This window comes from Verrucomicrobiia bacterium, assembly GCA_035765895.1.
Lineage (GTDB): Bacteria > Verrucomicrobiota > Verrucomicrobiia > Limisphaerales > DSYF01 > DSYF01.
Map to the genome: position 1 here is coordinate 15272 of DASTWL010000091.1, position 25255 is coordinate 40526.

At 65.0% G+C, this 25255-nt stretch carries 18 protein-coding genes; 14 read left to right on the plus strand and 4 right to left on the minus strand.

Going from position 1 to position 25255, the window contains the following annotated elements; genetic code table 11:
- The first annotated feature begins 28 nt into the window (after nucleotides 1-28).
- The 9 genes from VFV96_17985 (at nucleotide 29) to VFV96_18025 (ending at nucleotide 12058) form a co-directional block, all read left to right on the plus strand.
- Nucleotides 29-1030, plus strand: coding sequence for a LacI family DNA-binding transcriptional regulator (locus VFV96_17985; protein HEU5072297.1), 1002 nt, complete (start codon nucleotides 29-31; stop codon nucleotides 1028-1030).
- A gap of 229 nt (nucleotides 1031-1259) precedes the next feature.
- Nucleotides 1260-3059: an MFS transporter gene (locus tag VFV96_17990; protein HEU5072298.1), complete on the plus strand. Its 1800-nt coding sequence runs from the start codon at nucleotides 1260-1262 to the stop codon at nucleotides 3057-3059.
- A gap of 212 nt (nucleotides 3060-3271) precedes the next feature.
- Nucleotides 3272-4711: a Gfo/Idh/MocA family oxidoreductase gene (locus VFV96_17995; GenBank protein HEU5072299.1), complete on the plus strand. Its 1440-nt coding sequence runs from the start codon at nucleotides 3272-3274 to the stop codon at nucleotides 4709-4711.
- 7 nt (nucleotides 4712-4718) lie between these two features.
- Nucleotides 4719-6695, plus strand: coding sequence for a beta-N-acetylhexosaminidase (locus VFV96_18000; GenBank protein HEU5072300.1), 1977 nt, complete (start codon nucleotides 4719-4721; stop codon nucleotides 6693-6695).
- 8 nt (nucleotides 6696-6703) lie between these two features.
- Entirely contained in the window at nucleotides 6704-8092 is a 1389-nt protein-coding gene (locus VFV96_18005; protein HEU5072301.1) for an ROK family protein, read from the plus strand.
- 22 nt (nucleotides 8093-8114) lie between these two features.
- Nucleotides 8115-8849, plus strand: coding sequence for a hypothetical protein (locus VFV96_18010; protein ID HEU5072302.1), 735 nt, complete (start codon nucleotides 8115-8117; stop codon nucleotides 8847-8849).
- Entirely contained in the window at nucleotides 8846-9937 is a 1092-nt protein-coding gene (locus tag VFV96_18015; protein ID HEU5072303.1) for an aminoglycoside phosphotransferase family protein, read from the plus strand. The genes VFV96_18010 and VFV96_18015 overlap by 4 nt, the downstream gene beginning before the upstream one ends.
- On the plus strand, nucleotides 9934-10857 hold the full coding sequence (locus tag VFV96_18020) for an NAD-dependent epimerase/dehydratase family protein (protein HEU5072304.1): 924 nt from the start codon (nucleotides 9934-9936) through the stop codon (nucleotides 10855-10857). Before VFV96_18015 ends, VFV96_18020 begins: the two co-directional genes overlap by 4 nt.
- Before the next feature lie 160 nt (nucleotides 10858-11017).
- Nucleotides 11018-12058, plus strand: coding sequence for a dipeptide epimerase (locus VFV96_18025; GenBank protein ID HEU5072305.1), 1041 nt, complete (start codon nucleotides 11018-11020; stop codon nucleotides 12056-12058).
- Between the two features lies 1 nt (nucleotide 12059).
- On the opposite strand, the gene VFV96_18030 is transcribed toward VFV96_18025, so the two are convergent.
- Together VFV96_18030 and VFV96_18035 are read right to left on the minus strand one after the other, a co-directional pair.
- Nucleotides 12060-13040, minus strand: a complete 981-nt coding sequence (locus VFV96_18030; protein HEU5072306.1) for an LD-carboxypeptidase — start codon at nucleotides 13038-13040, stop codon at nucleotides 12060-12062.
- 13 nt (nucleotides 13041-13053) lie between these two features.
- Complete coding sequence (locus VFV96_18035; GenBank protein HEU5072307.1) at nucleotides 13054-14475, minus strand: serine hydrolase; 1422 nt, start codon at nucleotides 14473-14475, stop codon at nucleotides 13054-13056.
- Between the two features lie 105 nt (nucleotides 14476-14580).
- Between VFV96_18035 and VFV96_18040 the strand changes: the two genes are divergently transcribed.
- Nucleotides 14581-15891 (plus strand): heparan-alpha-glucosaminide N-acetyltransferase domain-containing protein, encoded by a 1311-nt coding sequence (locus VFV96_18040; protein HEU5072308.1) that lies wholly within the window; start codon nucleotides 14581-14583, stop codon nucleotides 15889-15891.
- Between the two features lie 15 nt (nucleotides 15892-15906).
- Here the strand turns inward: VFV96_18040 and VFV96_18045 are convergent, their stop codons facing one another.
- Nucleotides 15907-17004 (minus strand): pyridoxal phosphate-dependent aminotransferase family protein, encoded by a 1098-nt coding sequence (locus VFV96_18045; GenBank protein ID HEU5072309.1) that lies wholly within the window; start codon nucleotides 17002-17004, stop codon nucleotides 15907-15909.
- A 117-nt stretch (nucleotides 17005-17121) separates the two neighbouring features.
- Here VFV96_18045 and dacB point away from each other — a divergent pair, with 117 nt between their 5' ends.
- From dacB to VFV96_18060, 3 genes are all read left to right on the plus strand, one after another.
- Complete coding sequence (gene dacB, locus VFV96_18050) at nucleotides 17122-19491, plus strand: D-alanyl-D-alanine carboxypeptidase/D-alanyl-D-alanine-endopeptidase (protein HEU5072310.1); 2370 nt, start codon at nucleotides 17122-17124, stop codon at nucleotides 19489-19491.
- 62 nt (nucleotides 19492-19553) lie between these two features.
- Nucleotides 19554-20804, plus strand: coding sequence for a DUF1343 domain-containing protein (locus VFV96_18055; protein ID HEU5072311.1), 1251 nt, complete (start codon nucleotides 19554-19556; stop codon nucleotides 20802-20804).
- Entirely contained in the window at nucleotides 20801-22030 is a 1230-nt protein-coding gene (locus tag VFV96_18060; GenBank protein ID HEU5072312.1) for a serine hydrolase domain-containing protein, read from the plus strand. Before VFV96_18055 ends, VFV96_18060 begins: the two co-directional genes overlap by 4 nt.
- Nucleotides 22031-22053: 23 nt before the next feature.
- Here VFV96_18060 and VFV96_18065 read toward each other — a convergent pair whose 3' ends face one another.
- Nucleotides 22054-23616 (minus strand): hypothetical protein, encoded by a 1563-nt coding sequence (locus VFV96_18065; GenBank protein ID HEU5072313.1) that lies wholly within the window; start codon nucleotides 23614-23616, stop codon nucleotides 22054-22056.
- A 150-nt stretch (nucleotides 23617-23766) separates the two neighbouring features.
- Between VFV96_18065 and VFV96_18070 the strand changes: the two genes are divergently transcribed.
- Nucleotides 23767-25107 (plus strand): aminotransferase class III-fold pyridoxal phosphate-dependent enzyme, encoded by a 1341-nt coding sequence (locus VFV96_18070; protein ID HEU5072314.1) that lies wholly within the window; start codon nucleotides 23767-23769, stop codon nucleotides 25105-25107.
- Nucleotides 25108-25255: the final 148 nt, after the last annotated feature.

The following is a 25255-nucleotide window of genomic DNA, read 5'->3' on the forward strand; positions in this document are numbered from 1 at the left end:
GGGTTTCCAGTATCAAGAGCGTCGTAAGATGGTCACACAGGAACAAATCGCGCGGAAACTGGGGATTTCCCGCCAGCTCGTGACCTTTGCCCTCGCCGGCTATCCGCAGGTGGCGGCCAAATCGCGCCAGCGCATCCTGGAGGCGGCCCGGGAGATGGGCTATCGCCCCAACCCGCACGCCCGCGCCCTCAAACGCGAACGCACCGGCATCGTGGCCCTCTGGGTGCCGGACCAAATTTCCACCCATTACACGCACGTCGCCCGGGAACTGAACCGCCTCGTCAAGCAGGGCCAGCACGAATTGATCATCAGCGAAGTGCGCTCCGCCGAGGCCGAGGCGGTGTTGTCCCACGTGCCGGTGGATGGAATTTTCGCCGTGGACGCGGCCGCGCTGGTGAAGGCGCACCTGCGTTCCCCGGGCACGCGTTCCATTCCCGTCATCAGCATCGGGGCCGATGTGTGCGAGCAGACCGATCACGTGCGCGTGGATTTGCGCGCCGGCACGGAGGAACTCATGGCCCACCTGCTTGAATCGGGTTATCGACGCATCGCCCACGCCACGTTCATCCGCCAGGAGCGCGCCCGCCCGGGCCGGCGCTATGGCTACGCCCAGGCCATGCGCAAGGCCGGCCGGCCCACCGAGTTCATTTACTATCCTCTATCCGAGCAGCAACGTCCCATCACCCGCCAGCTCATCCGCGATTACGTCGCGGCCCATGGACATCCCGAAGCCATTTTTTGCCATTCGGATGATGCTGCGCTGGGGATTTACCGCGGCTTGTGCGACCTCGGGCTGCGGGTGCCGGCGGACGTGGCGCTCGCGGCGTGCGACGGCATTCAGGACACGGAATACCTGGAATGTCCGCTGACGACCCTGGTGCAGCCCGTGGCCGAAATGTGCGAACAGGCCTGGCAATTTTTGGTGCGGCGCCTCGCGCAGCCGAAGGCCCCCCGCCAGCAGGTGGTGCTCAAGCCCACGCTGGCCATCCGGGCATCGTCCCGACGCACTGATTTTCCCCCGCCGTCGTGACCGGATGAGCGCGGTGCGCCCCGGCCGGCGGCCGCGAATTGAATCATACTTATCTCGTGATAATTAAGATTGGCAATCCAATTGTGCCGCGCTAAAGTCGCCCGCAACCTGCGCCATTCATGAATCCGCCGACCCAGTCCACGCTGGTCTGCCTCCCGGCCCGCCAAAGCCGGCTGATGGGCGGCGGCCTTCCTTCGGCGGCGGCCAGAATATTCCGGAGCATCCTCCCATGAGCAACCATCCCAACCCTGCCGGGGGCAACCCCAAAACCGGCTACAACCGTTTCCTGCTGCTGGTCGCCGGCCTCGGTGGACTGCTTTACGGCGTGGACGTCGGCATCATCGCCGGCGCGCTGCCGTATCTGGAGGCGACGTCCGGTCTGAGCGCCAACCAGCTTTCGGTCATCGTGGCGGCGGTGCTGCTGGGCAGCGTGATCTCAACGCTGTTCGCCGGCCTGCTCGCGGATTTGCTGGGCCGCAAGAAATTGATGGCCGTAAGCGGCATCCTGTTTGTCGCGAGCATTCCGATGATTGCTCTCGCGCACGGCTACGGCGCGTTGGTGTTTGGCCGCTTGCTGCAAGGCATCAGCGCCGGGCTCATTGGCGTGGTGGTTCCGTTGTATCTGGCGGAATGCCTCGGCGCCGCCCAACGCGGCAAGGGCACGGGCATGTTTCAATGGCTGCTGACCCTGGGCATCGTCGTCGCGGCGGTCATCGGCTACTGGTTCAGCCTGCGTGTGGCGACCATCGAGAAGCTGAACGATCCGGCGAAGCTTTTTGCGTTCAAGGACACCGCGTGGCGCAGCATTTTCTGGGTGTCGCTGCCGCCCGGACTGCTCTTCGTGCTGGGCAGCCTGTTCGTCGCAGAATCGCCGCGCTGGCTGTTCCGTCGCGGGCGCACCGACGCCGCGCGCGCCGCGTTGCTGCGCTCGCGCACCAACGCGCAGGCGGAGATGGAACTGAAAGAAATGGAAGAAGCCGCCGCCGCGGAAAAGGCGAAGTCAGATTCCGCCGGCCAAAAGGTCAAGGAATCGCTGCTGCACCGGAAATACGTCCTGCCGTTCGTGCTGGCGTGCATCATTCTCGCCTGCAACCAGGCCACCGGCGTCAACTCCATCATCGGCTACAACGCCACCATCCTGATTCAGGCCGGGCTGAGCGATGCGCACGCACACCTGGGCTACGTCATCCTCACGCTGGTCAACTTTCTCGTCACCATGATCGGCGTGGCGCTGGTGGACAAGAAGGGCCGCAAGTTCCTCCTGTCGCTCGGCAGCGCCGGCATCATCGCCTCGTTGATCTGCGCCGGCCTGGTGTTTCAACGCACCGAAAAACAGCGCGTGGACGTGAAGGACCAGGTGCAGGCAATGGTCACCACCAACCAGACGGCGACCATCGAATTCAACGCGGGAACGGCCGCCGCCTTGCTGGGCGGCCACGCCGGCTCCGAACCCGCCACGCTGGTGGTGATTTATTCCTATGGCGATTTCCACGCCGCCTCGAAGGTCGTGCGTTCAGACGACGTCGCGGCCAAGCTCGAAATCGACCGCGCCAGCTGCCTGCCGCCAAACCAGGTGGCCGCGTTCTTCCAGAATCCGTTTGCCGACCTGGAAAAATCCAAGACCGCGCCGCTGACCATCGACAACGCGCTGATTACGCCCGTGCCGCCGGAAAGCACGGGCTGGCTGACCGCGGTGTGCATTTTCTGCTTCATGGCGTTTTTCGCCGTCGGGCCGGGCGTGTGCGTGTGGCTGGCGCTCTCCGAATTAATGCCCACGCGCATCCGCTCCAACGGCATGAGCGTCGCGCTGCTCATCAACCAGGCGGTCTCGACGACCATCGCGGCCATCTTCCTCCCCAGCGTGGGCAAGCACGGTTACGCGACGATGTTCTTCATCTTCGCCGGCTGCACGGTGGTTTACTTCATCACCGCCACCTTCTTCCTGCCGGAAACCAAGGGCAAGACATTGGAGGAAATCGAGGAACATTTTGAAGGCCGGCAGCGCAAGCCGGCCGATGCCACCGCTTGAACTGATTATCTCGTGCTAAATATCACTTGATCGAGGTGGACCTTGCGCTAGGCTGAGCGCTGTAATACCAAAAAATCGATTTCCATTTCCGTATCCGTATGCAACTGCGTTCAAGGGCCGGCAGAGGCGGGGCGGCGTTTGTGCGCCCCGCCAGACACTTGTCCTTTGGCTGATCGCAACCCGCTACGGCAACACCTGATTCAATCTGCACCATGAACAACGCCAGCACCTCCCGTCGGGATTTTCTCAAGCAGTCCGCCCTCGCCGGCGTGGCCGCGTCGCTGACCGGCCTGGCCAGCGGTTGCGCCAGCCCTGGCCCGGACGGCAACTCGAACACAAGCGCCCACAACGACGATTATCCGCCACGCCCGGCGGGCCAGAAGCCGGTGCATGATTTGACCACCAAGCCGCGGGAACGCATTCGCGTGGCGCACATCGGGCTGCATCGCGGCATGACGCACGTGCACAACTGCCTCAAGCTCGATTACGTGGACGTGGTGGCCGTTTGCGACCTGATCGACGACCGGGCCCAGGCTGCGGCCAAGGCCTGCACCGACGCCGGCCGGCCGCGGCCAGCCATTTACAGCGGCACCGAACACATCTGGGAAATGATGGTGGACCGCAATGATCTCGACGCCGTTTACATTGCGACGCCGTGGGCCTGGCACGTGCCGATGGCGTTGCGCACGATGGAGCAGGGCAAACACGCCTTCATCGAGGTCGCGGCAGCGGTGACGATCGAGGACTGCTGGCGGCTGGTGAACACCAGCGAACGGGTGCAAAAGCACTGTGTGATGCTGGAGAACTGCTGCTACGGTGAGAATGAATTGTTCGTGCTGAACATGGCGCGCGAAGGTGTGTTTGGCGACCTGGTGCATGCCGAATGCGCCTACCTCCACGATCTGCGGTCCATGCTCTTCAGCCTGGGCACGGAAGGCGACTGGCGGCGCGATTATCACTGGCAATACAACGGCAATTTGTATCCGACGCACGGCCTCGGCCCGGTGGCGCAATATCTCGGCGTGGGCCGTGGCGACCAGTTCAAGTTCCTCGTCTCCATGAGTTCGCCCGAACGCTCGCTGACCCAGTATCGCAACGAGCACCAGCCCAACGGCGGCCGGCACAAGAACGAGAAATACCTCTGCGGCGACATGAACACCTCGCTCATCAAGACAGAGCAGGGGCGCAGCATCATGGTGCAGCACGACGTGGTGCTGCCCCGTCCCTACAGCCGCATCAACGCCCTGTGCGGCACCGATGCGACGTTCTTCGACTACCCGGCCCGGCTGGCCATCGACAAGCCCAAGCAATACGGGCTGGCCGCCGGCGGTTCCGAAGAGTGGCTCGACGATGCGGACCTCGCGAAAATGCGGGCGCAATTCACGCACCCGCTCTGGCGCAAACTGCAGGAAAGCGCCAAGGGCGGCGGACACGGCGGCATGGATTTCGTCATGAACTGGCGGTTGATCGATTGTCTCCGCACCGGCCGGACGCCCGACAGCGTCGTTTACGATGCGGCCGCCTGGAGCAGCATCATCGAACTTTCGGTCCGGTCGGTGGCCGGCGGCAGCGTGCCGGTGGACATTCCCGATTTCACCCGCGGCCTGTGGCGCGACCTGAAACCGCTGGGCATCGCCGGCAAAAACATTTGATGACATTATGAAACACCTGAAACTTGGCCTCGGCCTCACCGTGATCTCGGTCCTGTCGGCCACGGCCGCCAATTCCCCCGCCCCGGCATTGATCCCGGCGCCCGCACACCTCGAAACGCATGGCGGCACCTTTCAAATTGATAAATCCACGGTCATCCTGGCCGATGCGCCGTCCCGCGACACCGCCATCATGCTGGCCGCAATGCTGCGGACCGCGACGGGCTATCCGCTGCCGGTGCGGACGACGGACAACGCAACGCCCGCAACCCATTCCATCCTTCTGACCACCGAGGGCGCGGACGCACAGCTCGGCCGCGAAGGCTACGCGCTCGACGTCACCGCACAGGCGGCGGTCATCCGAGCAACGGATCAGGCCGGCCTGTTCTATGGCGCACAAACGCTGCGGCAGTTGCTGCCGCCGGAGGTGTTTGCCACCCACCGCGTGAGCGGCGTGGCCTGGACGATGCCGGGCGTGACGATCACCGACCAGCCGCGCTTCCCGTGGCGCGGGTTGATGCTCGACGTCAGCCGGCATTTCTTCACCAAGCCGGAAATCAAGCGGCTGCTCGACGAAATGGCGCTGCACAAGATCAACACCTTTCACTGGCATCTCGTGGATGACCAGGGCTGGCGCATCGAAATCAAAAAGTATCCCCGCCTGACGCAGGAGGCGGCGTGGCGCGCGGACGTCGGCTTCGGCTTCCCGCACGACGCGACCACGGCCTACGGTCCGGATGGGCGTTACGGTGGATTCTACACGCAGGATGACATCCGCGAGATCGTGGCCTACGCCGCCGCCCGGCACATCACCATCGTGCCCGAGATTGAAATGCCCGGCCACTCGACCGCCGCGCTGTCGGTCTTTCCGGAACTCAGTTGCGCCGGCGAGGCGTCCGGCGTGCCGACAAACGGAGGGGTGATGCACGGCATTTATTGCGCCGGCAACGACGCGAGCTTCACCTTCCTCCAGAACGTGCTGACCGAGGTGTTCCAGTTGTTCCCCGGCCAATACATCCACATCGGCGGCGACGAGGTGCCGAAGGACAACTGGAAGAAATGCCCGCGCTGCCAGGCGCGCATCAAGGCCGAAGGACTCAAGAACGAGCACGAGCTGCAAAGCTGGTTCATCCGGCGCATGGAAAAATTCATCACCGCGCACGGCAAGAATCTCATCGGCTGGAGTGAAATCCGTGAGGGCGGCCTCGCGCAGAACGCCGCCGTGATGGACTGGATTGGCGGCGGGCTCGAAGCGGCGCGTGAAGGCCACGACGTGGTCATGACGCCGACAAGCTTCTGCTACTTCGATTATTACCAGTCCCGCGATCACGGCGCGGAGCCCCGGGCGATCGGCGGCTACCTGCCGTTGAGCAAGGTTTACAGTTTTGAGCCGGTGCCCGCCGGATTGGATGCCGCCCAGGTCCACCACATCCTCGGTGGCCAGGGCAACATCTGGACCGAATACATTCCCAACTTCAAGCAGGTCGAATACATGGCGTTCCCGCGGCTGTGCGCGATGGCCGAAGTCACCTGGTCGCCGAAGGCGGCCCGCAACTGGACGGACTTCACGAACCGGCTCGCCACGGATGAACAGCGCCTCGACCAGCTTGGCGTGAACTACCGCCGCGACACCTCCGTGGCTTTGGGTGAATGGACGCCGGCGCAAATCAAAACGGAAAGCTCGACGCTCAGCTGGGACGTGACCCCGCACGTCACCGCCGCGGGACAGTATCGCGTGACGTTGAATTACACGACGGGCCAGCACGGCATCGACATCACGACAGTTAAGTTGCTGGCGAACGGCCAGGAGGTCGCGCACGACACGCACGCCGGATTTGCCGGCGGACAGCCGCGCAGCCCGGTGTATGTGCTCGACCTCCCGGTCCGCAACGCGGACGCGCACTACACGCTGCAGGCCACGGTCAAAGGCAGCGGCGGCACCGATTCGCTGGGCGCCGTGTCGTGGGTGTTCAAACCGGCCAAATGATTTCCACCATGAACGTGAAACCGAAGATCATCCCGCCGCTCGACCCGCAGTTTCAGCCGGCGGTTTTGTTCAACCAGCAATACGTCCGCACCGCCCACCAATCCGGGCGCGCCGTGCCGCTTGTGCTCGGCGTCGAACGCGAGAATGGCCACGTGTCCCGTTATGCCACCGTCGTGCTGCCCGAGCCGGACGCCGACACGGTCCTTTATCTTGACCGGCTGGTGAAATTTCTGCTCTGGGCGCGGGGCGGCTGGCGGGTCTGGTTCGGCGGCCCGCGGGCGCTGGGCGAAAAAGTGGCGCAGGTTTATTCCCGCACCGGTGCGCGGGCGTTTGACGTGGACCTGATGAGCCGCGTTTACGAACGCCCGTTCGAAGTGGTGCTCACCGAGGCCGCCGCCGTGCCGGCGGAAAAGGAAATGCACTCGACCATTGGCGGTCATCTCGACGGCTGCCGCATCGGGTTCGACCTCGGCGCGAGCGACTACAAGGTGGCCGCGGTAAAGGAAGGCGAGGTGGTTTACAGCGACGAATTCCCGTGGAACCCCAAGGACCAGGCCGACCCGCAATACCATTACGAGCACCTCCAGAGCGGCCTGAAAAAGGCCGCCGCGCATCTGCCGCGCGTGGATGCCATCGGCGGCAGCTCGGCCGGCGTGATTGTGGACAACAAGATCATGGTGGCGTCGCTGCTGCGGGCCCTCCCACCCGAAAAGTTCGCGCAGGCCAAGAACACCTTCCTGCGCATTCGCGAGGAATGGGGCGTGCCGCTCGAAGTCGCCAACGACGGTGACGTCACCGCGCTCGCGGGCGCAATGTCGCTCAAGGAAAACGGCATGCTCGGCGTGGCGATGGGCTCCAGCGAAGCAGCCGGCTATTTGAACCAGGCGGGCGGCATGACCGGCTGGCTCAGCGAACTGGCCTTCGCTCCCGTGGATTACAACCCCCAGGCCGCGTGCGACGAGTGGTCCGGTGACTACGGCGTGGGTGTGATGTATTTCTCCCAGCAAGCCGTCGGCAAACTGCTGCCGGCCGCCGGCATTGAACTGCCCAAGGAAATGGGCCTGCCCGAGCGCTTGAAGGAAGTTCAGGCGCTCATGGCCAAGGGCGATCCGTGCGCCGCGAAGATTTACGAAACGATCGGCGTGTATCTCGGCTACGCGATTCCCCACTACGCGGATTTTTACGCATTCAATCACATGCTGATTCTGGGGCGCGTCACCACCGGCAAGGGCGGCGACATTGTCCTCGCCCGGGCGCGCGAAGTGTTGGGCCAGGAATTCCCCGAACTGGCCGCCCGGGTGCAACTGCATGTGCCGGACGAAAAGAGCCGCCGCGTCGGCCAGGCCGTGGCGGCCGCCAGCCTGCCCGCACTGCGCCAGCCGTCCGCACCCGTTTGAAACTGAACCGCCTTCCTTCACCGTGACGTTTCAAGGGCACAACGCAACGCTCATCCCGCCGCGGGTTCCAGCGGTCGGCGGGCCGCTGCCGCTGCCCTGCCCCGCCCTGCCGCCGTTCGCCTCCGACGATTTGACGGCGGTGCGGCACGCCTTCCGCGACGCGCCTGCGTGCCGGCTGCGGCAGGCATGGCGGCCGCAGGCGGAGGCGGACTTTGCGCCCGGCGTGGTCTGGACCGGCTGGCGCGCGGACCGTCTGCTCGTGCTGGCGGAGTTGACCGATGCGGACATTGTCAGCCCGGCGAACACCACCAGCGAACGATTGTGGGAGCAAGGCGACACGTTCGAGATTTTTTTGCAGGCGGCCGGCCGGCCGGCGTATGTGGAACTGCACATTGCGCCGAACCATCGCCGGCTGCAATTGCGTTACGATGAATCCGTCACGGTGGACACCGTGCGCATCAGTGGGTCGCTCGCCGCCGCCCGGCAGGACGTGGCGTTCGACGCGGCGGTCTGGTCCGAACCCGCCGCCCGGCGCTGGTTCGTCCACGCGGCGATTCCCGCCCCGCTCGTCACGGACCGGCCAGGCTCCCTCGCCGGAACGTGCTGGCGGTTTTCCTTCGGCCGCTACGATTACACGCGCGGCCGGTCCGAACCGGTCATCTCCTCGACGTCCCCGCACGCCGCGCCCGATTTTCACCGATGCCACGAATGGGGCACGCTCCAGTTTCACGATTCGCCCACTGCACCAAGCCAATGAATTCTCCATCCTACGATCTCCGCGCCGTGGCCGGACAGTTTACGATTCACGGGGAATATGTTTCGGCCGCCCCCTACGGCAGCGGCCACATCAACGACACGTTTTGCGCGGTGTTCCAGCAGGCCGGCGTGCCGGTGCGCTACATCCTCCAGCGAATCAACCACCACATCTTCAAGCGGCCGGCGGCCCTGATGGAAAACGTGCAACGCGTCACCGCGCACCTGGCCCGCAAGGTCGCCGGCGAACCGGACGCCAGCCGCCGGGTGCTGACGCTCATCCCGGCGCGCGACGGCCGGGCGTGGCACGTGGATGCCGCCGGCAACCACTGGCGCGCGTATCTCTTCATCGAACGCGCCCGCACCTACGACGCCGTGGAAAGCGCCGAACAGGCGTTCAAGGCCGCGCGCGCGTTTGGCGAATTCCAGCGGCAACTGGCCGATTTGCCCGCCCCGCGGCTGCACGACACGATTCCGGACTTCCATCACACGCCCAAACGCTTTGCCGCGCTGGAAAAGGCGATCGCCGCGGACGTGGCGGGGCGCGCGCAACTGGCCCGGGCGGAAATTAATTTCGCCCTCGCCCACCAGCCGATGACCCGCGTGCTGCTCGACGCGAACCTGCCGGAACGCGTCACCCACAACGACACCAAGTTCAACAACGTCATGCTGGACGAAGCCACCGGCGAGGGCATTTGCGTCATTGACCTCGACACGGTGATGCCCGGGCTGGCGCTTTATGATTTCGGCGACATGGTCCGCACCACGACGAGCCCGGCCAAAGAGGATGAGCGCGACCTGACGAAAGTGGCGATGCAGTTCCCGATGTTCGAGGCGCTCGTGCGCGGCTACCTCGCCGCCGCAGGCGGTTTCCTGACACCGGCTGAAAAACAACTGCTCGCCTGCGCGGGCAAGTTGATCACCTTTGAAATCGGCATCCGTTTCCTGACCGATTACCTGGCCGGCGACGTGTATTTCAAGGTGCACCGCGACGGGCACAATCTGGACCGTTGCCGGACGCAGTTCAAACTGGTCGAATCCATCGCGCAGCAGGAAGATGCAATGAACAAATTGGTGGAGAAATTGGGATGAGAATTCTGGTCACCGGCGGCGCCGGCTTCATCGGCAGCCACATCGTCGAACATTTTCAAGGCCACGCCGAGGTGCGCGTGCTGGACAACCTGCGCTCCGGCTTCAAACACAACCTGGCCGGGCTGCCGCATGAATTCATCGAGGCTTCCATTCTCGACCGCGGCGCCGTGCGCCGCGCCATGGCCGGCGTCGATTACGTGTTCCACCTGGCCGCCATGATCAGCGTGCCCGAGTCGATGCAGCAGCCGATTGAGTGCAGCGAAATCAACACGCACGGCACGCTGATTGTGCTCGAGGAAGCGGCGCGCGCCGGCGTGAAGAAGCTCGCCCTCAGCAGCTCGGCGGCCATCTACGGCGACAACCCGGTCGTGCCGAAGGTGGAAACGATGTTTCCCGAACCGAAAAGTCCCTACGCCATCACCAAGCTCGACGGCGAATACTACTGCCGCATGTTCGCGGCCGAGGGCCGGCTGGCAACCGTGTGCCTGCGCTACTTCAACGTCTTCGGGCCGCGGCAGGATCCCAAAAGCCAGTATGCGGCGGCCGTGCCCATTTTCATTCATCGCGCCCTGCGCCACGAGCCGATCACGATTTATGGTGACGGCGGGCAGACGCGGGACTTCATCTACGTGAAGGACATCGCCAAGGCGAACGCCTTCCTCGCCACCGAATCGCCGGCCACCGGCGTGTTCAACGTGGCCTACGGCGGGCGCATCACGATCAAGGAACTGGCCCAAACCCTCTGCCAGCTGACGGGTTCGCGCTCGGAAATCAGGCACGCACCCGAGCGGGCCGGCGACGTGAAGCATTCCCAGGCTGCCATCGACAGATTGCGCTCCACGGGCTTCGTTCCCGGCGGCAGCCTCGCAAGCGGGCTCGAAACCACGGTGGAATTCTTCCGGCAAAAACTGACCGCCTGAACGCGCGCGCGCGGGTGGCCCATCCCGAAAACGGAAGTTCAAAGTTGTAGCAATTCTTCAGGTTTTGTAACAGCCGCCGCGTTCGCCTGCCGTGCGATTTTTTGCGGCCGCGCGCAGAAAAGCGTTGCCAACTCTGGCGGACCGCCGGTTTGATGGAACCATGAAGCTTAAGCTGCATGCCTGCGAACTGAAGCTCGTGAATCCGTGGCGCATCGCCAGCTCGATGGGTTCCGGCGCCCACATCGTGGTTCTCTTCGAGCTGACCGACCGCGACGGCGTGACTGGCCTGGGCGAAGCTGCGCCCGCCAGCACGTATCAGGAAACCGCCGCCGGCGTGATGGAGTTTTGTCAGGGCCTCGACGCGGGCCGCCTCAGCTTCGCCGACATTCCCGGCTCGATGGCCTGGGTGAATTCCCTGCCCGGCATGCCGTCCGCGGCGCGGTGCGGCTTGAACCTCGCGCTGCTGGACGGCGCCGCGAAACGTGCCGGCCAGCCGGTCCATGATTTTCTCAAACTGGGCTTCCGCGAGAACCATCACCTCACGTCGTTCAGCATCGGCATTGACTCGCCGGAGGTGGTCGCCAAAAAGGTGGCCGACGCGGCGGCCTTTCCGGTGCTCAAGCTCAAGGTGGGCGATCCGCGCGACCGCGAAAACTTCGCGGCCCTGCGTTCCGTGGCGCCGCGCAAGCCGGTGCGCGTGGATGCCAACGAGGGCTGGAAGACGAAGGAGCAGGCGTTGACGATGCTGGAAACGCTGGCGCAGGACGGGCACGTGCAATTCGTCGAACAGCCGATGCCGCGCAATGCCGCGCCCGAGGATCTGATCTGGCTGAAGGAACGTTCCCCCCTGCCGCTCTACGCCGATGAATCGTGCCACAACATGCGCGACATTCCGCACTGCGCGGAATGTTTCCACGGCGTGAATGTGAAGCTGGTGAAAACGGGCGGGATCAGCATGGCCTACGAAACCCTGCAGGCGGCGCGCCAGACCGGATTGCAAACCATGATCGGCTGCATGATTGAGACCAGTGTGCTCATCAGCGCCGCCGCGCACCTCGCCGAACTGGCTGATCACCTCGACATCGACGGGAATCTCCTCATCAACAACGACCCGTTCCGGGGCGCCACGGCCGTCAACGGTGTGATTTCCTTCGCCGATGCGCCGGCCAAAACCGGCCTGTGCGTGGCGCCGCGCGCCTGATTCAACGGACGGCCGCCTCGGTCACGATCAAGTCGCCCCGCACGGCATCCAGGCGTGCCCGGGCGCCGCTGGGCAGCGTGGCATTGTAGGGCTGATGGCCGAAGGGCAGTTCCGTCACCACGGGCACGCCGAGCGGCGTGAGGCGTTCCCGCACCACGTCGGCCGAGGACTGACGGTATTCGATCTTCTTGGCGGCCCGCGGATCTTCGCAATCGCGGTTCACGCCCACGGCCACGCCGGCAACCTGCTGCAACACGCCGGCGTTGAGCAGATGCGTCAGCAGGCGATCCAGCCGATACGGTTCTTCGTTGATGTCTTCGAGAAACAGGAGCCGGTTCTTGAACACGGGCTGCCAGGGCGTGCCCACCGTGGTCACCAGGATCGACAGGTTGCCGCCCACCAGCCGGCCCTCCGCCACGCCGCGCCGCAAAATCGTGATGTCGCCACGGTTGGGATAGCCTTCGGCGATGCTGCCCGCCGCCGCCGGCTGGCAGATGGCGCGCAAAAACGCGTCGTTGGAAAAGGCCGGATAGTCTGCGCTGCCGAGTCCCTCGTTCAACATCGGCGAGTGAAACGTGACCAGGCCGGCCTTTTCGTTGATCGCACAATGCAGCGTGGTGAGATCGCTGTAACCGGCGAACACCTTGGGGTTTTTCCGGAGCACGGCATAATCAAGCCGCCCCACGATGCGCGCCGCGCCGTAACCGCCACGCAGGCAGATGAGGCCCTTGACCTTGCGGTCGCGAAACATCGCCATCATATCCGCCGCCCGGTCGCGATCGCTCCCGGCGAGAAACCCGTGCCGGGCGCGCGCATGGCGTCCGAGCTTCGCCTTGAAACCCATCCGCTCCACCTGGTTGACCGCGCGGTCCACGGCCTTCGGATTGGGCGGCGGGCTGCAGGGTGCGATGATGCCCACCACATCGCCGGGTTGCAGGCGTTCGGGCTTCACGAGAGTTCTCACGGCGCGTGTCTGGCTCATGTAACGAAGGGCATTACTGTTTATCCGGCTCCGGCGCAAGCGTGGCCTGCGGCGACGCGGCCGACAATCGCTTCACCGCCTCATCAATCGCCTTCCCCAACGCCGGAATGCGCTGGGTGTAGCTCACCGGACTGACCGGATCGGCATACGGACCGCGCGTGCGGCCGGCAAACGCCTCGTCCGTGTAGCGGTAACCGAGATTGCTCAGGAATGCGATGATGTAGTGGCGGAACGGCTGCCCCGGCAACGAGCGCACGATGCCGGCATCCGAGCCGTAATTATAGGTCAGGCCCGTCTTGTGCGCGAACCTCACCTCGGCCTGCGCGTTGCTCGCGCGCACGTCCACGCCAAAGTTGATGCCGTCCACGTTCACAATGCCGTTGCTGGAATTGATCCAGCGCGGGGCGATTTGGGACGGGATGCCCGGGCGCACGTGCGGGGCGCCGGCGAGATTGGCGGTGGACAGCGCCTCGTTCAGGCCCTGTTCACCGAGCAGGTGTTTCAAAAAGGCCCGCGACGCGTCGGAAAGAAACCGGGCCGTGACCGGCCGGCCGTCGGGCCGCCGCCACAACTCGCCCGGCGCGCCGTCAATCAGCCAGAGCAGCCGCGCCGTGTCGAACGCCGTCATGTGAATGCGGTCGGTCTGCCAGCCGTAACCGTCGGACGCACGGGTGCCGTTGATCTGGAGCGTGCCCAGGCCCAGCTCGCGGAATTCGCGGTTGAGCACTTCGATGTGGTCGTGCCGGTGCAGCATTTGCAGCAGCGCGTGGGTGGCGTGGTTGTCGGAAACCGTAATCATCGGCTCCAGCCACGCGCGGACGGCACGGGTTTCGTCCGCCGCGCCGGGGGCCGAATACGTGTAGGGCGTGTCCAACGTGAGCACGCCCGCATCCACCATGCGCATCACGTGAAAGGCCACCATCAGTTTGAACAACGACGCGGGATACGGCGCCATAAATTCATACGGCGCGTGGGCGCGGCCCGGCACGATGTCATCCGCCTCCGTCAACGGCGGCCGGTTCGTCCAACCCTTCTCGTGGAGCGGCGACCAGGAGGCCGGCGCGAAGGTGCCGCCGTTCCACCGGTCAATGTCCCAACGCCGGAAGCGCACGCTGTCCGCGCCGCTGTTCACGTCCACCGGCACCACCAGGCCGTTCGGATAATCACGCGACAGCAACACATCCGCACCGGCCACGAGCTGCCCTTCGGCGTCCAGTTGCAGCACCGCCACGTCCACGTTCGGCACGTGCGCAATGGGCCGTGGAAAGCCGGGCGGCACGGATTTGTCCTCGTTGCCCGGGCCGAAATCGATCACGCCATCGAACTTCGCCGCCCGCACCGCCGCGAGCACGGCGTCGGCCAGCGGCGCGGCGGGCAGCGGGGAGAACGGGGTGGAAAGCATGAGCACACACATCCAGAAACGGCGTTGCAACATAAACGACACGGTGGGCCTTTCACCGGCGAGTGTAGCGGCGAATTGACGGTTGCCAAGCCTCGCTGGCCTTGACCTGGACCCGCCTTTCGCGCCACGTTGCGCGGCATGAATCCCGCCCCCGTCGCCGCCGCGCCCGAACCCCAGCGCCTCATGTCGCTCGACATGCTGCGCGGTTTCGACATGTTCTGGATTCTCGGCGCCGACGCGTTCGTCTATGCGCTCAACCGGCTGAGCCAGACCGCGCCGACGCGCTTTCTGGCCACGCAACTCGACCACGCCGAATGGGAGGGCTTTCACTTCTACGACCTCATCTTCCCGCTGTTCGTGTTCATCATGGGCGTCTCGACGGTGTATTCGCTCACCAAAATCATCGCCCGCGAGGGCCGGGCGGCGGCCGTGAAGCGCGTGGTCCTTCGCGGTGTGCTGCTGTTCGTCATCGGCATTCTTTACTCGGGCGGCTTCACCAATCCGTGGCCCGACCTGCGCCTGATGGGCGTGCTGAACCGCATTGCGCTCTGTTACCTCGCCGGCGGCCTGCTGTTCTGCTGGTGCCGGCCGCGCGTGCTGGTCGGTCTGGCCGTGGCGCTTCTGCTCGGCTACTGGGCGCTGCTGCGGTGCGTGCCGATCCGTGACATTCAACTCGAGAAAACGCACCTCGCCGAACGGGCCGGGCAGGCGGGCGACACCGCACTGGCCGCGGAATTTCGCGCCGCGGGCGGGAGTTCCTCGGTCAATCCTTCGGCCATTCCCAACAGCCCGGTCTGGGCCGCGACCGAAAAAATGTTCGCCGCCACGACCAATCGCGTGACCGGCCGTTACGACATGGGCCTGAACGTTGCGAATCATTTCGACTTCGAATACCTGCCCGCGCGCAAATACGACCTGTTCTGGGATCCGGAGGGCCTCTTGAGCACGCTGCCCGCCATCGTCACGGGCCTGCTGGGCATCTTTGCCGGCCTGTTCATCCGCCATCCCGGTTTTAACGACCAGCAGAAAGTGCGCGGCCTGCTGATCGCCGGTGCGGTGAGCGTCGTGCTCGGCTTCCTGTGGGGCACGCAGTTTCCCGTCATCAAAAAAATCTGGACCTCCTCCTACGTGCTGGTGGCCGGTGGTTACAGCGCGCTGCTGCTGGGCACGTTTTACTGGATCGTGGACGTGAAAAAGTGGCAGGCGTGGGGCCGGCCGTTTCTGTGGATCGGCATGAACCCCATCACGCTCTACCTCGCGAGCAACCTGATGGGCGGCGGCGGTTTTCTGAAGCTGGCCAACCGCTTCGCCGGCGGGAGCGTGCGGCAGTTCCTGAACGCCCACGTGGCCACCGGCTGCGGCGATCTGGTCGTGTGCGTGATTGGAATTTCCCTGTTCGTGTGGTTCGCGCGCTTCCTTTACCACCGGAAAATTTTCCTGCGCTTGTAAACGCGCCGGCGCCGGTCAACGCACGGCTGCGTCCGCCAGCACCTGCACCAGCAAGTCCAGCTGCGCCCGCGTGTGCTCGCTCGAAATGACGAAGCGGAAAAACCCCGCGGGCGAGCCGGCGTATTTCAGAAACGGCGGATAGATGCCCGCCGCCAGCAACTGCCGGCGCACGGAGTTCCTTTGCGCCACGGAACGCGGATGCAGCACAAGGATGGGTCCGGGCGCGGCGGGAATCGTCCAGCCGGCGGCGCGCAAGGCCGCCTTCACATATTCCGCGTTGCGCCGCAGGCGTGCCCGGCGGCGGCCGTCGCGGCGCAGAATTTTCACCGCCTGCAACGCGGCATTGGCCAGCGGCGGCGGCAGTGGCGTGCAGCCGATGAACGCCCGGCTGCGGGCGAGAATTTTTTCCCGCAGCGCCCGCGCACCCAGCACGGCGCCGCCGTAGGAACCAAAGGCCTTGCTCAGGGTCACGCACTGGATGATGCGCCGCCGCGGGACGCCCGCGTGCTCCGGCGCGCCGCGGCCGTGGGCGCCCAGCACACCCGCGCCGTGGGCGTCGTCCACGAGCAGTTGCGCGGTGCGCGGGAGCACGGCGAGATACGCAGCCAACGGCGCGGCCGAACCGTCGTGGGAAAACAATCCGTCCGTCAGCACGATGATCCGCGCCCGCCGGCCGCAGCGCGCCGCGACCCGGGCGAGGTCGGCCGGGTCGGCGTGTTTGAACGGCCGCACCGGGCAACCAAAATGCAGGGCCGCATCGCGCAGCGCCGGATGAGCCCGGGCATCCAGCAGCACGTGCGTGAATTCGCCTGCCAACGCCTGCGCCACGACGGTGCTGGTGGCGTAACCGCCCGGCAGCAGCAGCGCCTCCGGCGCGCCGAAAAATTTTGCGAGTTCGGTTTCGAGCCGGGCGTAGATGCGGTGATGGCCGGTGGTGAGCCGCGAGGCGGAGACGTTCAAACCGAACCGGTGCAGCCCGGCCGCCGCCGCGCGCAACACCGCGTGATGGCGCGTGAGCCGGAAATAATCGCAGCCCGAGAAGCCCAGCCAGGTGCGGCCCCGCCAGCGGATGAGATTGCCGTCCAGTTGTTGCAACGGTTCCAGCCGGTTCATGCTCCGGATATAATGGAAGCCACGCCCGACCGCACGCGCGAAAGCACGAGGGACCCGGAACGCGCGGTTGCGCCCGCGCGGCGTGCGGACTACTGTGCCCGCAACTTGCGCTGCGTCATGAGACTTTTGTTCCTGTCCCCCCCGGCCCGGCTGGCGTTCACGCTGCTCGTTTTGTTTTTCCGCACCGTTCCCGCGTTCGCGCAGTCCACCAACGGCGCGCACTCGCTGGAGGAACTGGGCGCACAGATCGAGGCGCACGTGACCGCGCCGCGGTTCAACGCCGCGCTCTGGGGCGTGCAGGTCGATTCGCTCGACACGGGCCGCACGGTGTTTGCGCATCACGCCGACCGGCTGATGAGCCCGGCCTCGAACAGCAAACTCTACATGGCGGCGCTGGCACTGGATCGTCTTGGCGGCGATTACCGCTTCGTCACGCCGCTCTACGCCACGGCCAAACCGAACCGCGCCGGCCGCGTGCACGGCGATGTCATCCTGTTCGGCCAGGGCGACCCAAGCTGGAACCTGCCCGTCGGGGCGACAAATTTTTACGACCTGTTTGAACCGTTCGTCGCCGTGTTGACGAACGCCGGCGTGCGCCGCATCAGCGGCGACATCGTGGCGGACGCGACGTTTTTTCACGGCCCGCCCAACGGCGGCAGCTGGACCGTGGAGGATCTCGAAAACACGGAGGGCGCCGAGGTTTCGGCCATCACGCTGGCGGAAAACTGCGCGCAGCTGCGCATCACCCCGGCCGCCCGGGAAGGCGAGCCATGCCGGGTGGAATGGTTGCAGCCGCACACCGGCCTCACGCTGGACAACCGCACCACCACCAGCGCGACGAACGGCGTCCGGCACCTCGAAACCCACCGCAGCTACGGAGAAACCGTGGTGCGCGTGTTCGGCGCGCTGCCGCTCGGCAGCGAAGCCGACATTGAGGATGCGCCCGTGCCCCGGCCGGCGGACTGGTTTGCCGCCGGTTTCAAGGCCGCCCTCGCGCGGCACGGCATCCGCGTGGACGGCCGGGCGCGCAGCGTGCGCTGGCCCGAGGCTTCAGTCGTCCGGCCCACGTGCGTCAAGCTGGGGGAAGTCACTTCGCCGCCGTTGCGCGATTTGGTCCGCGCCTGTTTGAAGCCGTCGCAAAATCTGTTTGCCGACCTGCTGTTCGATCACGTGGGTGAATTGACCCGCACGCCGGCCACGCCGGCATGGCGCACTTCCGAAGGTCTGGCGCTCGACGCGCTGGAGGCGTTTTTGCGCACGAACAACCTGCCGGCCGGCGATCTGCATTTCGACGAGGGCTCCGGGCTGTCGCGCAACAATCTGACGAGCGCACGGCTGACACTGGCGTTGGTGGAGTTGATGGCACACCACCGCAGTGCCAACGACTTTGCCAATGCCCTGCCCATTGCCGGCGTGGACGGCACGTTGCGCCGCCGCATGAAAGGCACGCCGGCCGAGGGGAACGTGCGCGCCAAGACGGGCACGTTGCGCTGGGCCAATTCCCTGTCCGGCTATGTGACCTCCGCCGCCGGCGAGCGGCTGGCGTTCAGCCTGATGCTCAATCGCTACGTGCCAATGCCGGACCACAGCGGCCGCCTCGAACTCGATGCGATTGCCGAAATGCTGGCCCGCCTCGCCAGTCGCTCGGACACCACACTGGAATCACTTTACGCACCGGCGGGCCGGCTGATCCTCGCGTCGTTCGGCAGCGCGCCGTTTCCGCATCCCGCGCGAGCGGCCGGCCACACGTATCATGACGCATTCTATCCGGCCGCGACGCACTACGCCGACAGCACGGTGGCGTTGTTCGTGCCACGCGGGTTCCGCGAAACGCCGGCGGTGGACTTTGTGATGTTCGTCCACGGCTGGAATAATTCTGTGGCGGGCGCGCTGGGGAAATATCAACTGGTCGAGCAGTTCGCCGCCAGCGGCAAGAACGCCGTGCTGGTCGTGCCGGAAGGCCCGCACAACGCGCCGGATTCGTTTGGCGGCAAGTTTGAAGACCCCGGCGGCGGCCGGCGGTTCTTCGGGGAGGCGCTCGCCAAGTTGCAGGCGCGCGGCGTGCTGACCAACGCGGCGCCCGTTTTGGGCCGCGTGATTCTGGCGGGCCACAGCGGCGGCTACCATGCCCTGGCGGGATTGCTCGACCGTGGCGGCATTGCGGCCAACGTGCAGGAGGTCTGGCTCTTCGACGCGCTTTACGGCGGGACGGACACCTTTCAATCCTGGCAACAAAAGCAACATGGACGCTGGTTGAATCTTTACACCGACCACGGCGGCACGAAGGACGAGTCGTTGCGCGAGCAGGCGGCGCTGGCGCAGCAGTCCGTTCCCGTGCTGACCGGCGAAGACAACGCAATTTCGTCCGCCGCGTTTCAGACCAACTCGGTGGCGTTTCTGCACACCGACCTGGCGCATGATGCCGTGGTCAATCAACGCAAGGCTTTTGAATTGTTTCTGAAAACGAGTCGTCTGGAGAACCAATGAACCCGCACCGTTTGCTTTCTTTTCTCGGCCTCGCCAGCATGTTGTTGGCCGGCTGTCACACCATGCCCAACACCCACTCTTCCGCGGCCCGGACGCCGGTCAAACTCGGCGTCGAAGTTTTGTTTGCCAAACATCTGGACCTGTTGAAGGGCAAACGCGTCGGCCTGATCACCAATCCCACCGGCGTGGACGGCCACCTCAACAGCATCGTCGAGGCGTTCCGCGCCCGGACGGACTTCAAGCTGGTGGCGCTCTATGGTCCCGAGCACGGCGTGCGCGGCAACGCCCAGGCCGGCGAATACGTGCCGTTTTATTACGACGAGCAGCTGCAACTGCCCGTGTTCAGCCTTTACGGCCAGTCGCACAAGCCGCCGCCGGACATGCTGACGAACATCGACGAATACATGCGCACATTCGACACGCAGCACACCGGCAAGCAGGTCGAGTCCGGCATGCTGTCGGCGGTGGACGTGATGGTGTTCGACCTGCAGGACGTCGGCACGCGCGTTTACACCTACATCGCCACGATGGCCTACGCGATGCAGGCCTGCGCCGAGTGCGGCATCCCGTTCGTGGTGCTCGACCGGCCCAATCCCATCAATGGCGTCGCGATGGAAGGACCGATTCTCGAACATCCCAGTCACAGTTCGTTCATCGGGCTGTATCCCATTCCCCTGCGGCACGGCATGACGGTGGGCGAACTGGCACGGCTGTTCAACGACCAGTTCCTGGCCAAAAAGGCGCGGCTCACCGTGGTGTCCATGGAACACTGGCAACGCGACGAATGGTTTGATGAAACCTCGCTGCCGTGGGTGCTGCCGTCGCCCAACCTGCCCACGCTCGACGCGACGACGGTTTATCCGGGGCAGGTGCTGCTGGAAGGCACCAACCTTTCCGAAGGCCGCGGAACGACCAAGCCGTTTGAATTTTTCGGCGCGCCGTGGATTGACGGCTACGCCCTGGCCCGCGAACTGAACGCGCTGAACCTGCCGGGCGTGAAATACCGCGAAGTCTGGTTCACGCCGACGTTTTCCAAGTTCAAGGGCGAACGCTGCGGCGGCTGCCAGTTGCACGTGACGGATCGCACGGCGTTCCAGCCCATCCGCACCGTGCTGGCCGAGCTGGAAGTCATCCGCAGGCTCTACGGCGACAAACTGGAACTGCACGATTCCTATTTCGACAAGGTGATGGGCACGGCGCGCGTGCGCGAAGCGTTGTTGCGCGGCGAACCCGTTGAAAAGATCGTGGCGGACTTCGAACCCGGCCTGGCGGCATTCGCCCGGCTGCGTGAACCCTACCTGCTCTACCCATGAAACCGCACCTTCGCGCCCGGCCGGGCTTTTGTTCGACGATGCGCTGCCTCGCCGCGCTGGCCGTCGTTTTGACCACCTTCGGCTGCGCCACTTCGAAACCGCGGGCCGGGGTGTTCCGCCCCGAAAAACTGGCCGCGATGGATGCCGCTATCGAACAGGCCATCGCCGAACACAAATGCCCCGGCGGCGTGCTGTGGCTGGAACACGAGGGGCACACGTATCACCGGGCGTATGGCCAGCGCGCCCTCGTGCCGGCGCGCGAGCCGATGACGGAGGACACCATTTTCGACGCGGCCTCGCTGACCAAGGTTGTGGCGTGCACACCAGCCGTGATGTTGCTGGTGGAACGCGGCCAGGTGGACCTTGACGCGCCGGCACAGCGGTATCTCCCGGAGTTCACCGGCGGTGGCAAGGAACAGGTCACCGTGCGCGAGCTGCTCACGCACACGTCCGGCCTGCGCCCCGACATCGAAACCAAATCAGACTGGCACGGCCAGGCCGAGGCCATTCGCAAGGCCTGCGTGGATGAAAAACTCGCCGCGCCGCCCGGCACCGTGTGCAAATACAGCGACATCAATTTTTTCCTGCTCGGCGAAATCGTCCAGCGCGTCAGCCACACGCCGCTGGAAGTGTTTGTGCAGCGGGAAATTTTCGGACCGTTGCAGATGCGCGACACCGGCTACCTGCCGTCGCCCGCCAGGCTGGGCCGCATCGCGCCCACGGAAGTCGAGAACGGCCGGCCGCCGTGGCGCGGTGTGGTGCATGATCCGACAGCGCGCAAAATGGGCGGCGTCGCCGGGCATGCCGGGCTGTTCACGACGGCGGCGGATCTGGCACGCTACGCGCGGATGCTGCTGCACGGGGGCGAACTCGACGGCGTGCGCATCCTCAAACCGGGCACCGTCCGGCTGATGACCAGCGTCCAAACGCCGCCCGGCCTCAGCGACAAACGCGGCCTTGGCTGGGACATCGACACGGCTTACAGCGGCCCGCGCGGCGCGATTTTTCCGGTCGGCAGCTACGGCCACACCGGCTGGACGGGCGGATCGTTGTGGATTGATCCGTTTTCCCGAACATTCGTGATCTTCCTGTGCAACCGGAATCATCCGAGCGGCGGCAACGTGATTCCCCTGCGGCGCGAACTGGGAACCCTGGCCGCGGAAGCCATCACAGACTTCGACTTCACCACGCTGACGCGCCACGGCGAACCGGCCGGGGCGAAGTAGGCCGGATGAGCGGACGGCCCAAGTCAGCCAGCCCGGCTGGCTGCTGAAGCGGCGGCCGTTTCCGGCCAGAGCCGGCGGGTAATTGCGGCGGTGGCCAGTGTGACGATGGTGCCGATCAGCGTGAACCACGGCCAAAAAATTTCGACGCCCACCGTGCGCTGCCACCAGTCGTGCAGCGCGGGCACATTCGCCGGCCAGTAAATCACGTTCATCACGGCGAGCGACGCCAGCATGCCCGCCATCGCGGCCCGCGGCCCCACGCGGCGCCAGAACAGCGCCAGCAACAGGCCGCCCAGCAACGCGCCGCTGGCCAGTCCGCGTAATGAGAAGGCAACGTTCAACACGAACTGCACCTGCCGCGTCACCCACGCCACGCCGACCAGCGCCACGGCCCAGCCCAGGCTCGAGTATTTGCTGAAGCGCAGGAAATACGCCTCGGTCCGGTCGCGCAAAACCTGACGCACAAAATCCATGGTCGAAACCGAGGCCAGCGCCGAGATGCTGGAGCTGATGGACGACATGGCGGCCGCGAGAATCGCCACGATCAGGAACCCGCGCATCACGTGCGGGACCTCGGTCATCATGAAAATGGGAAAGATGAAGTCATTGGCCGCAATGCCGGGCCGGCTTTCCGGCAGGGGAATTTGAAACGGATGCGTCTGATAAAAGACCCAGAGCATCACGCCCACCAGCAGAAAGATGACGAACAGCGGAAAAATCAGCACCGCGCTGAAGAGGAGCGCCTTTCTCCCCTCGGCCACGCTCGGACACGACAACACGCGTTGCACGATGAGCTGGTCCGCACCGTGCGACGACATGACCAGCGCCGTGCCGCCGAGAAGGCCCATCCAGAGATTGAACGGCGCGGCCAGCGTGAAGTTGCAGTTCAACCACGCGAGCTTGCCCGCGGCGGCCGCGTGCGACAGCGCGGCGGACCAGCCGCCGTCCAGCAGGGTCGGCACGTAAACCAGCGCAAACACGCCGCCGCCCACGAACAACAGCATCTGCACCGCATCCGTCCACACCACCGCCTTCACCCCGCCCACGTAGGTGTAAGTGACCGACAGCCCCACGAAGAGCAGGATCGCGCCCAGGATCGGGTCCACCAGGCCGCCCAGACCGCAGACTTTTTCGCCCAGCATCAAACGCACGGGAATGCACGCCACATACACGCGCACACCGGCGGACAGCGTTTCGATCAGCAGAAAAAACGCGCCCGCCAGCCGGCGCGGGCCGCGGCCGAGATGTTGTTCGAGCAGCTGGTAGGGGGAGTAAATTTCCCCGCGCATGTAGTGCGGCACCATCACGACCGCAAGAATGACGCGGGCGATGACATAGCCGAAAATCATTTGCAGAAACAGCAGGTTGCCGCCGTAGGCGATGGCCGGCACGCCGATGATGGTGAGCGCGCTGGTCTCCGTGGCCACGATGGAGGCGCCGATGCCCCACCACGGGAGGTTGCGGCTGCCGAGGAAATAATCGCGCGTGTTGTGCTGGTCTTTGCCAAAGGCGACGCCCAGCGCAATGATGCCGCCGAGATACCCCACGATCACCGACCAATCCGCGAGATTGAAATAACTGTTCATGGCTGGGGAGCGCCTTGTAACGGAATCGGGATTTGCTTGGCGAGGCAATTCGCCGCCGGCGCCGGCTTGACATTCGGTCGCGCGACGGTGAAAGCTGGCCTCCAATCCAAATCAATTTTCGCCACCCGCCAAGTCAACCCCCGCCGCCGCATGAGCCAGCCGCCCGCCGAATCCGCCTTCCCCGGCCCCGTCAGCGCGGCGATGATTGCGGAGTTGCAGCGTTACGTCGTAGCGGACGTGCATCCGTTCGTGATCGACCTCGCGCGGTGCGAGGGCATGTGGCTGATGACCGTGGACGGCCAGCGCCTGTTCGACTGGTCGGGCTATTACGCCTCCAAACTGATCGGGCACAACCACCCCGGCCTGCAGGAGCCGGATTACCGGCAACGCCTCGCGCTCGCCGCGAACAACAAGGTCGCCAACCCGGACTTTCTCACGCCGGAATGTCTCACCTACTACCGGACGCTGCACCGGCTCGCGCCGCGCTGCATGCGCAACCCACACCTGGAGGTTTACGCCGTCAATTCGGGCGCGGAAGCCGTCGAGAACATGATGAAATACTTCATCAACCTCTATCACCAACGGCGCGGCGGCCGGCGGCAGGAGGGCGAGAAGTCGCGGTTTCTCTACTTCGAGAAGGCATTCCACGGCCGGACGGTGTTCGCCTTGAACGTCACGCAGACCGGCGATCCCGTGGCAACGAAGGATTTTCACGGGCTGATTCCCGGCAACATTCAGGTGCCCTTCCCGGCCGTGAACAACTCCGAATCCGCGACGCAAAACCGCGCCCGGACGCACGACGCATTGCACACCATCGAACGGCTGCTCCGCCAATATGCGGGCGAAATCGTCGGCGTCGTGGTGGAACCCATCCAGGGCGCGGGCGGCCATCGCGCGGCCGAGCCGGAATTCTTTCGCGGCCTCAGCGAGCTGACGCATCAACACGGCGTGTTTCTCGGCTTTGACGAAGTGCAGACCGCGGGCGGCCCGACTGGCGATCTGTTCATGGTCGATCAACTCGACCTGCCGCATCCCCCGCAGGCCGTGGCCACGGCCAAAAAATTTGGCAACGGCGCCGTTTACATGCTTTACCCGATGGCAGACCACGGCGTGCTGGATTCAACCTGGGGCGGCGCGCTGGTGGACATGGTGCGGTTCGTGCAGGAGATGAGCATTGTCGAACGCGAAGGGTTGATTCCGGCGGCCCAACAGAACGGCGCGCGGCTGGCGGACGGCTTGCGCCGGCTGGCCGCGGCATTTCCGCAGCTCGTCGCGAACGTCCGCGGGCTGGGGCTGTATCAAGGTTTCTCGCTCGCCACGCCCGCGCTGCGCGACCAACTGGCGGACGACGCCTTGCAAAAGGAAAACCTGCTGCTGTTGCCCGCCGGCGCAAACAGCATCCGCACCCGGCCCAATCTGAGCGTGACCGCGGCGGACGTGGATTTGTTTCTGGAAATGCTCGCGCGCCGTCTCCAGGGGCTGCCGGGGTAAACATTTTCCATCCGTTACAAAACCGCAATAATTGTTACAACTTTCAGGTTTCAGTGCGGGTGATACGTGTCATTATTCGGCTGGATGGCAGCCAAAGGGCCAGCCAGCGGAACGTCATGAAGTCGTCCCTTGAACTTCAGCAATTCAA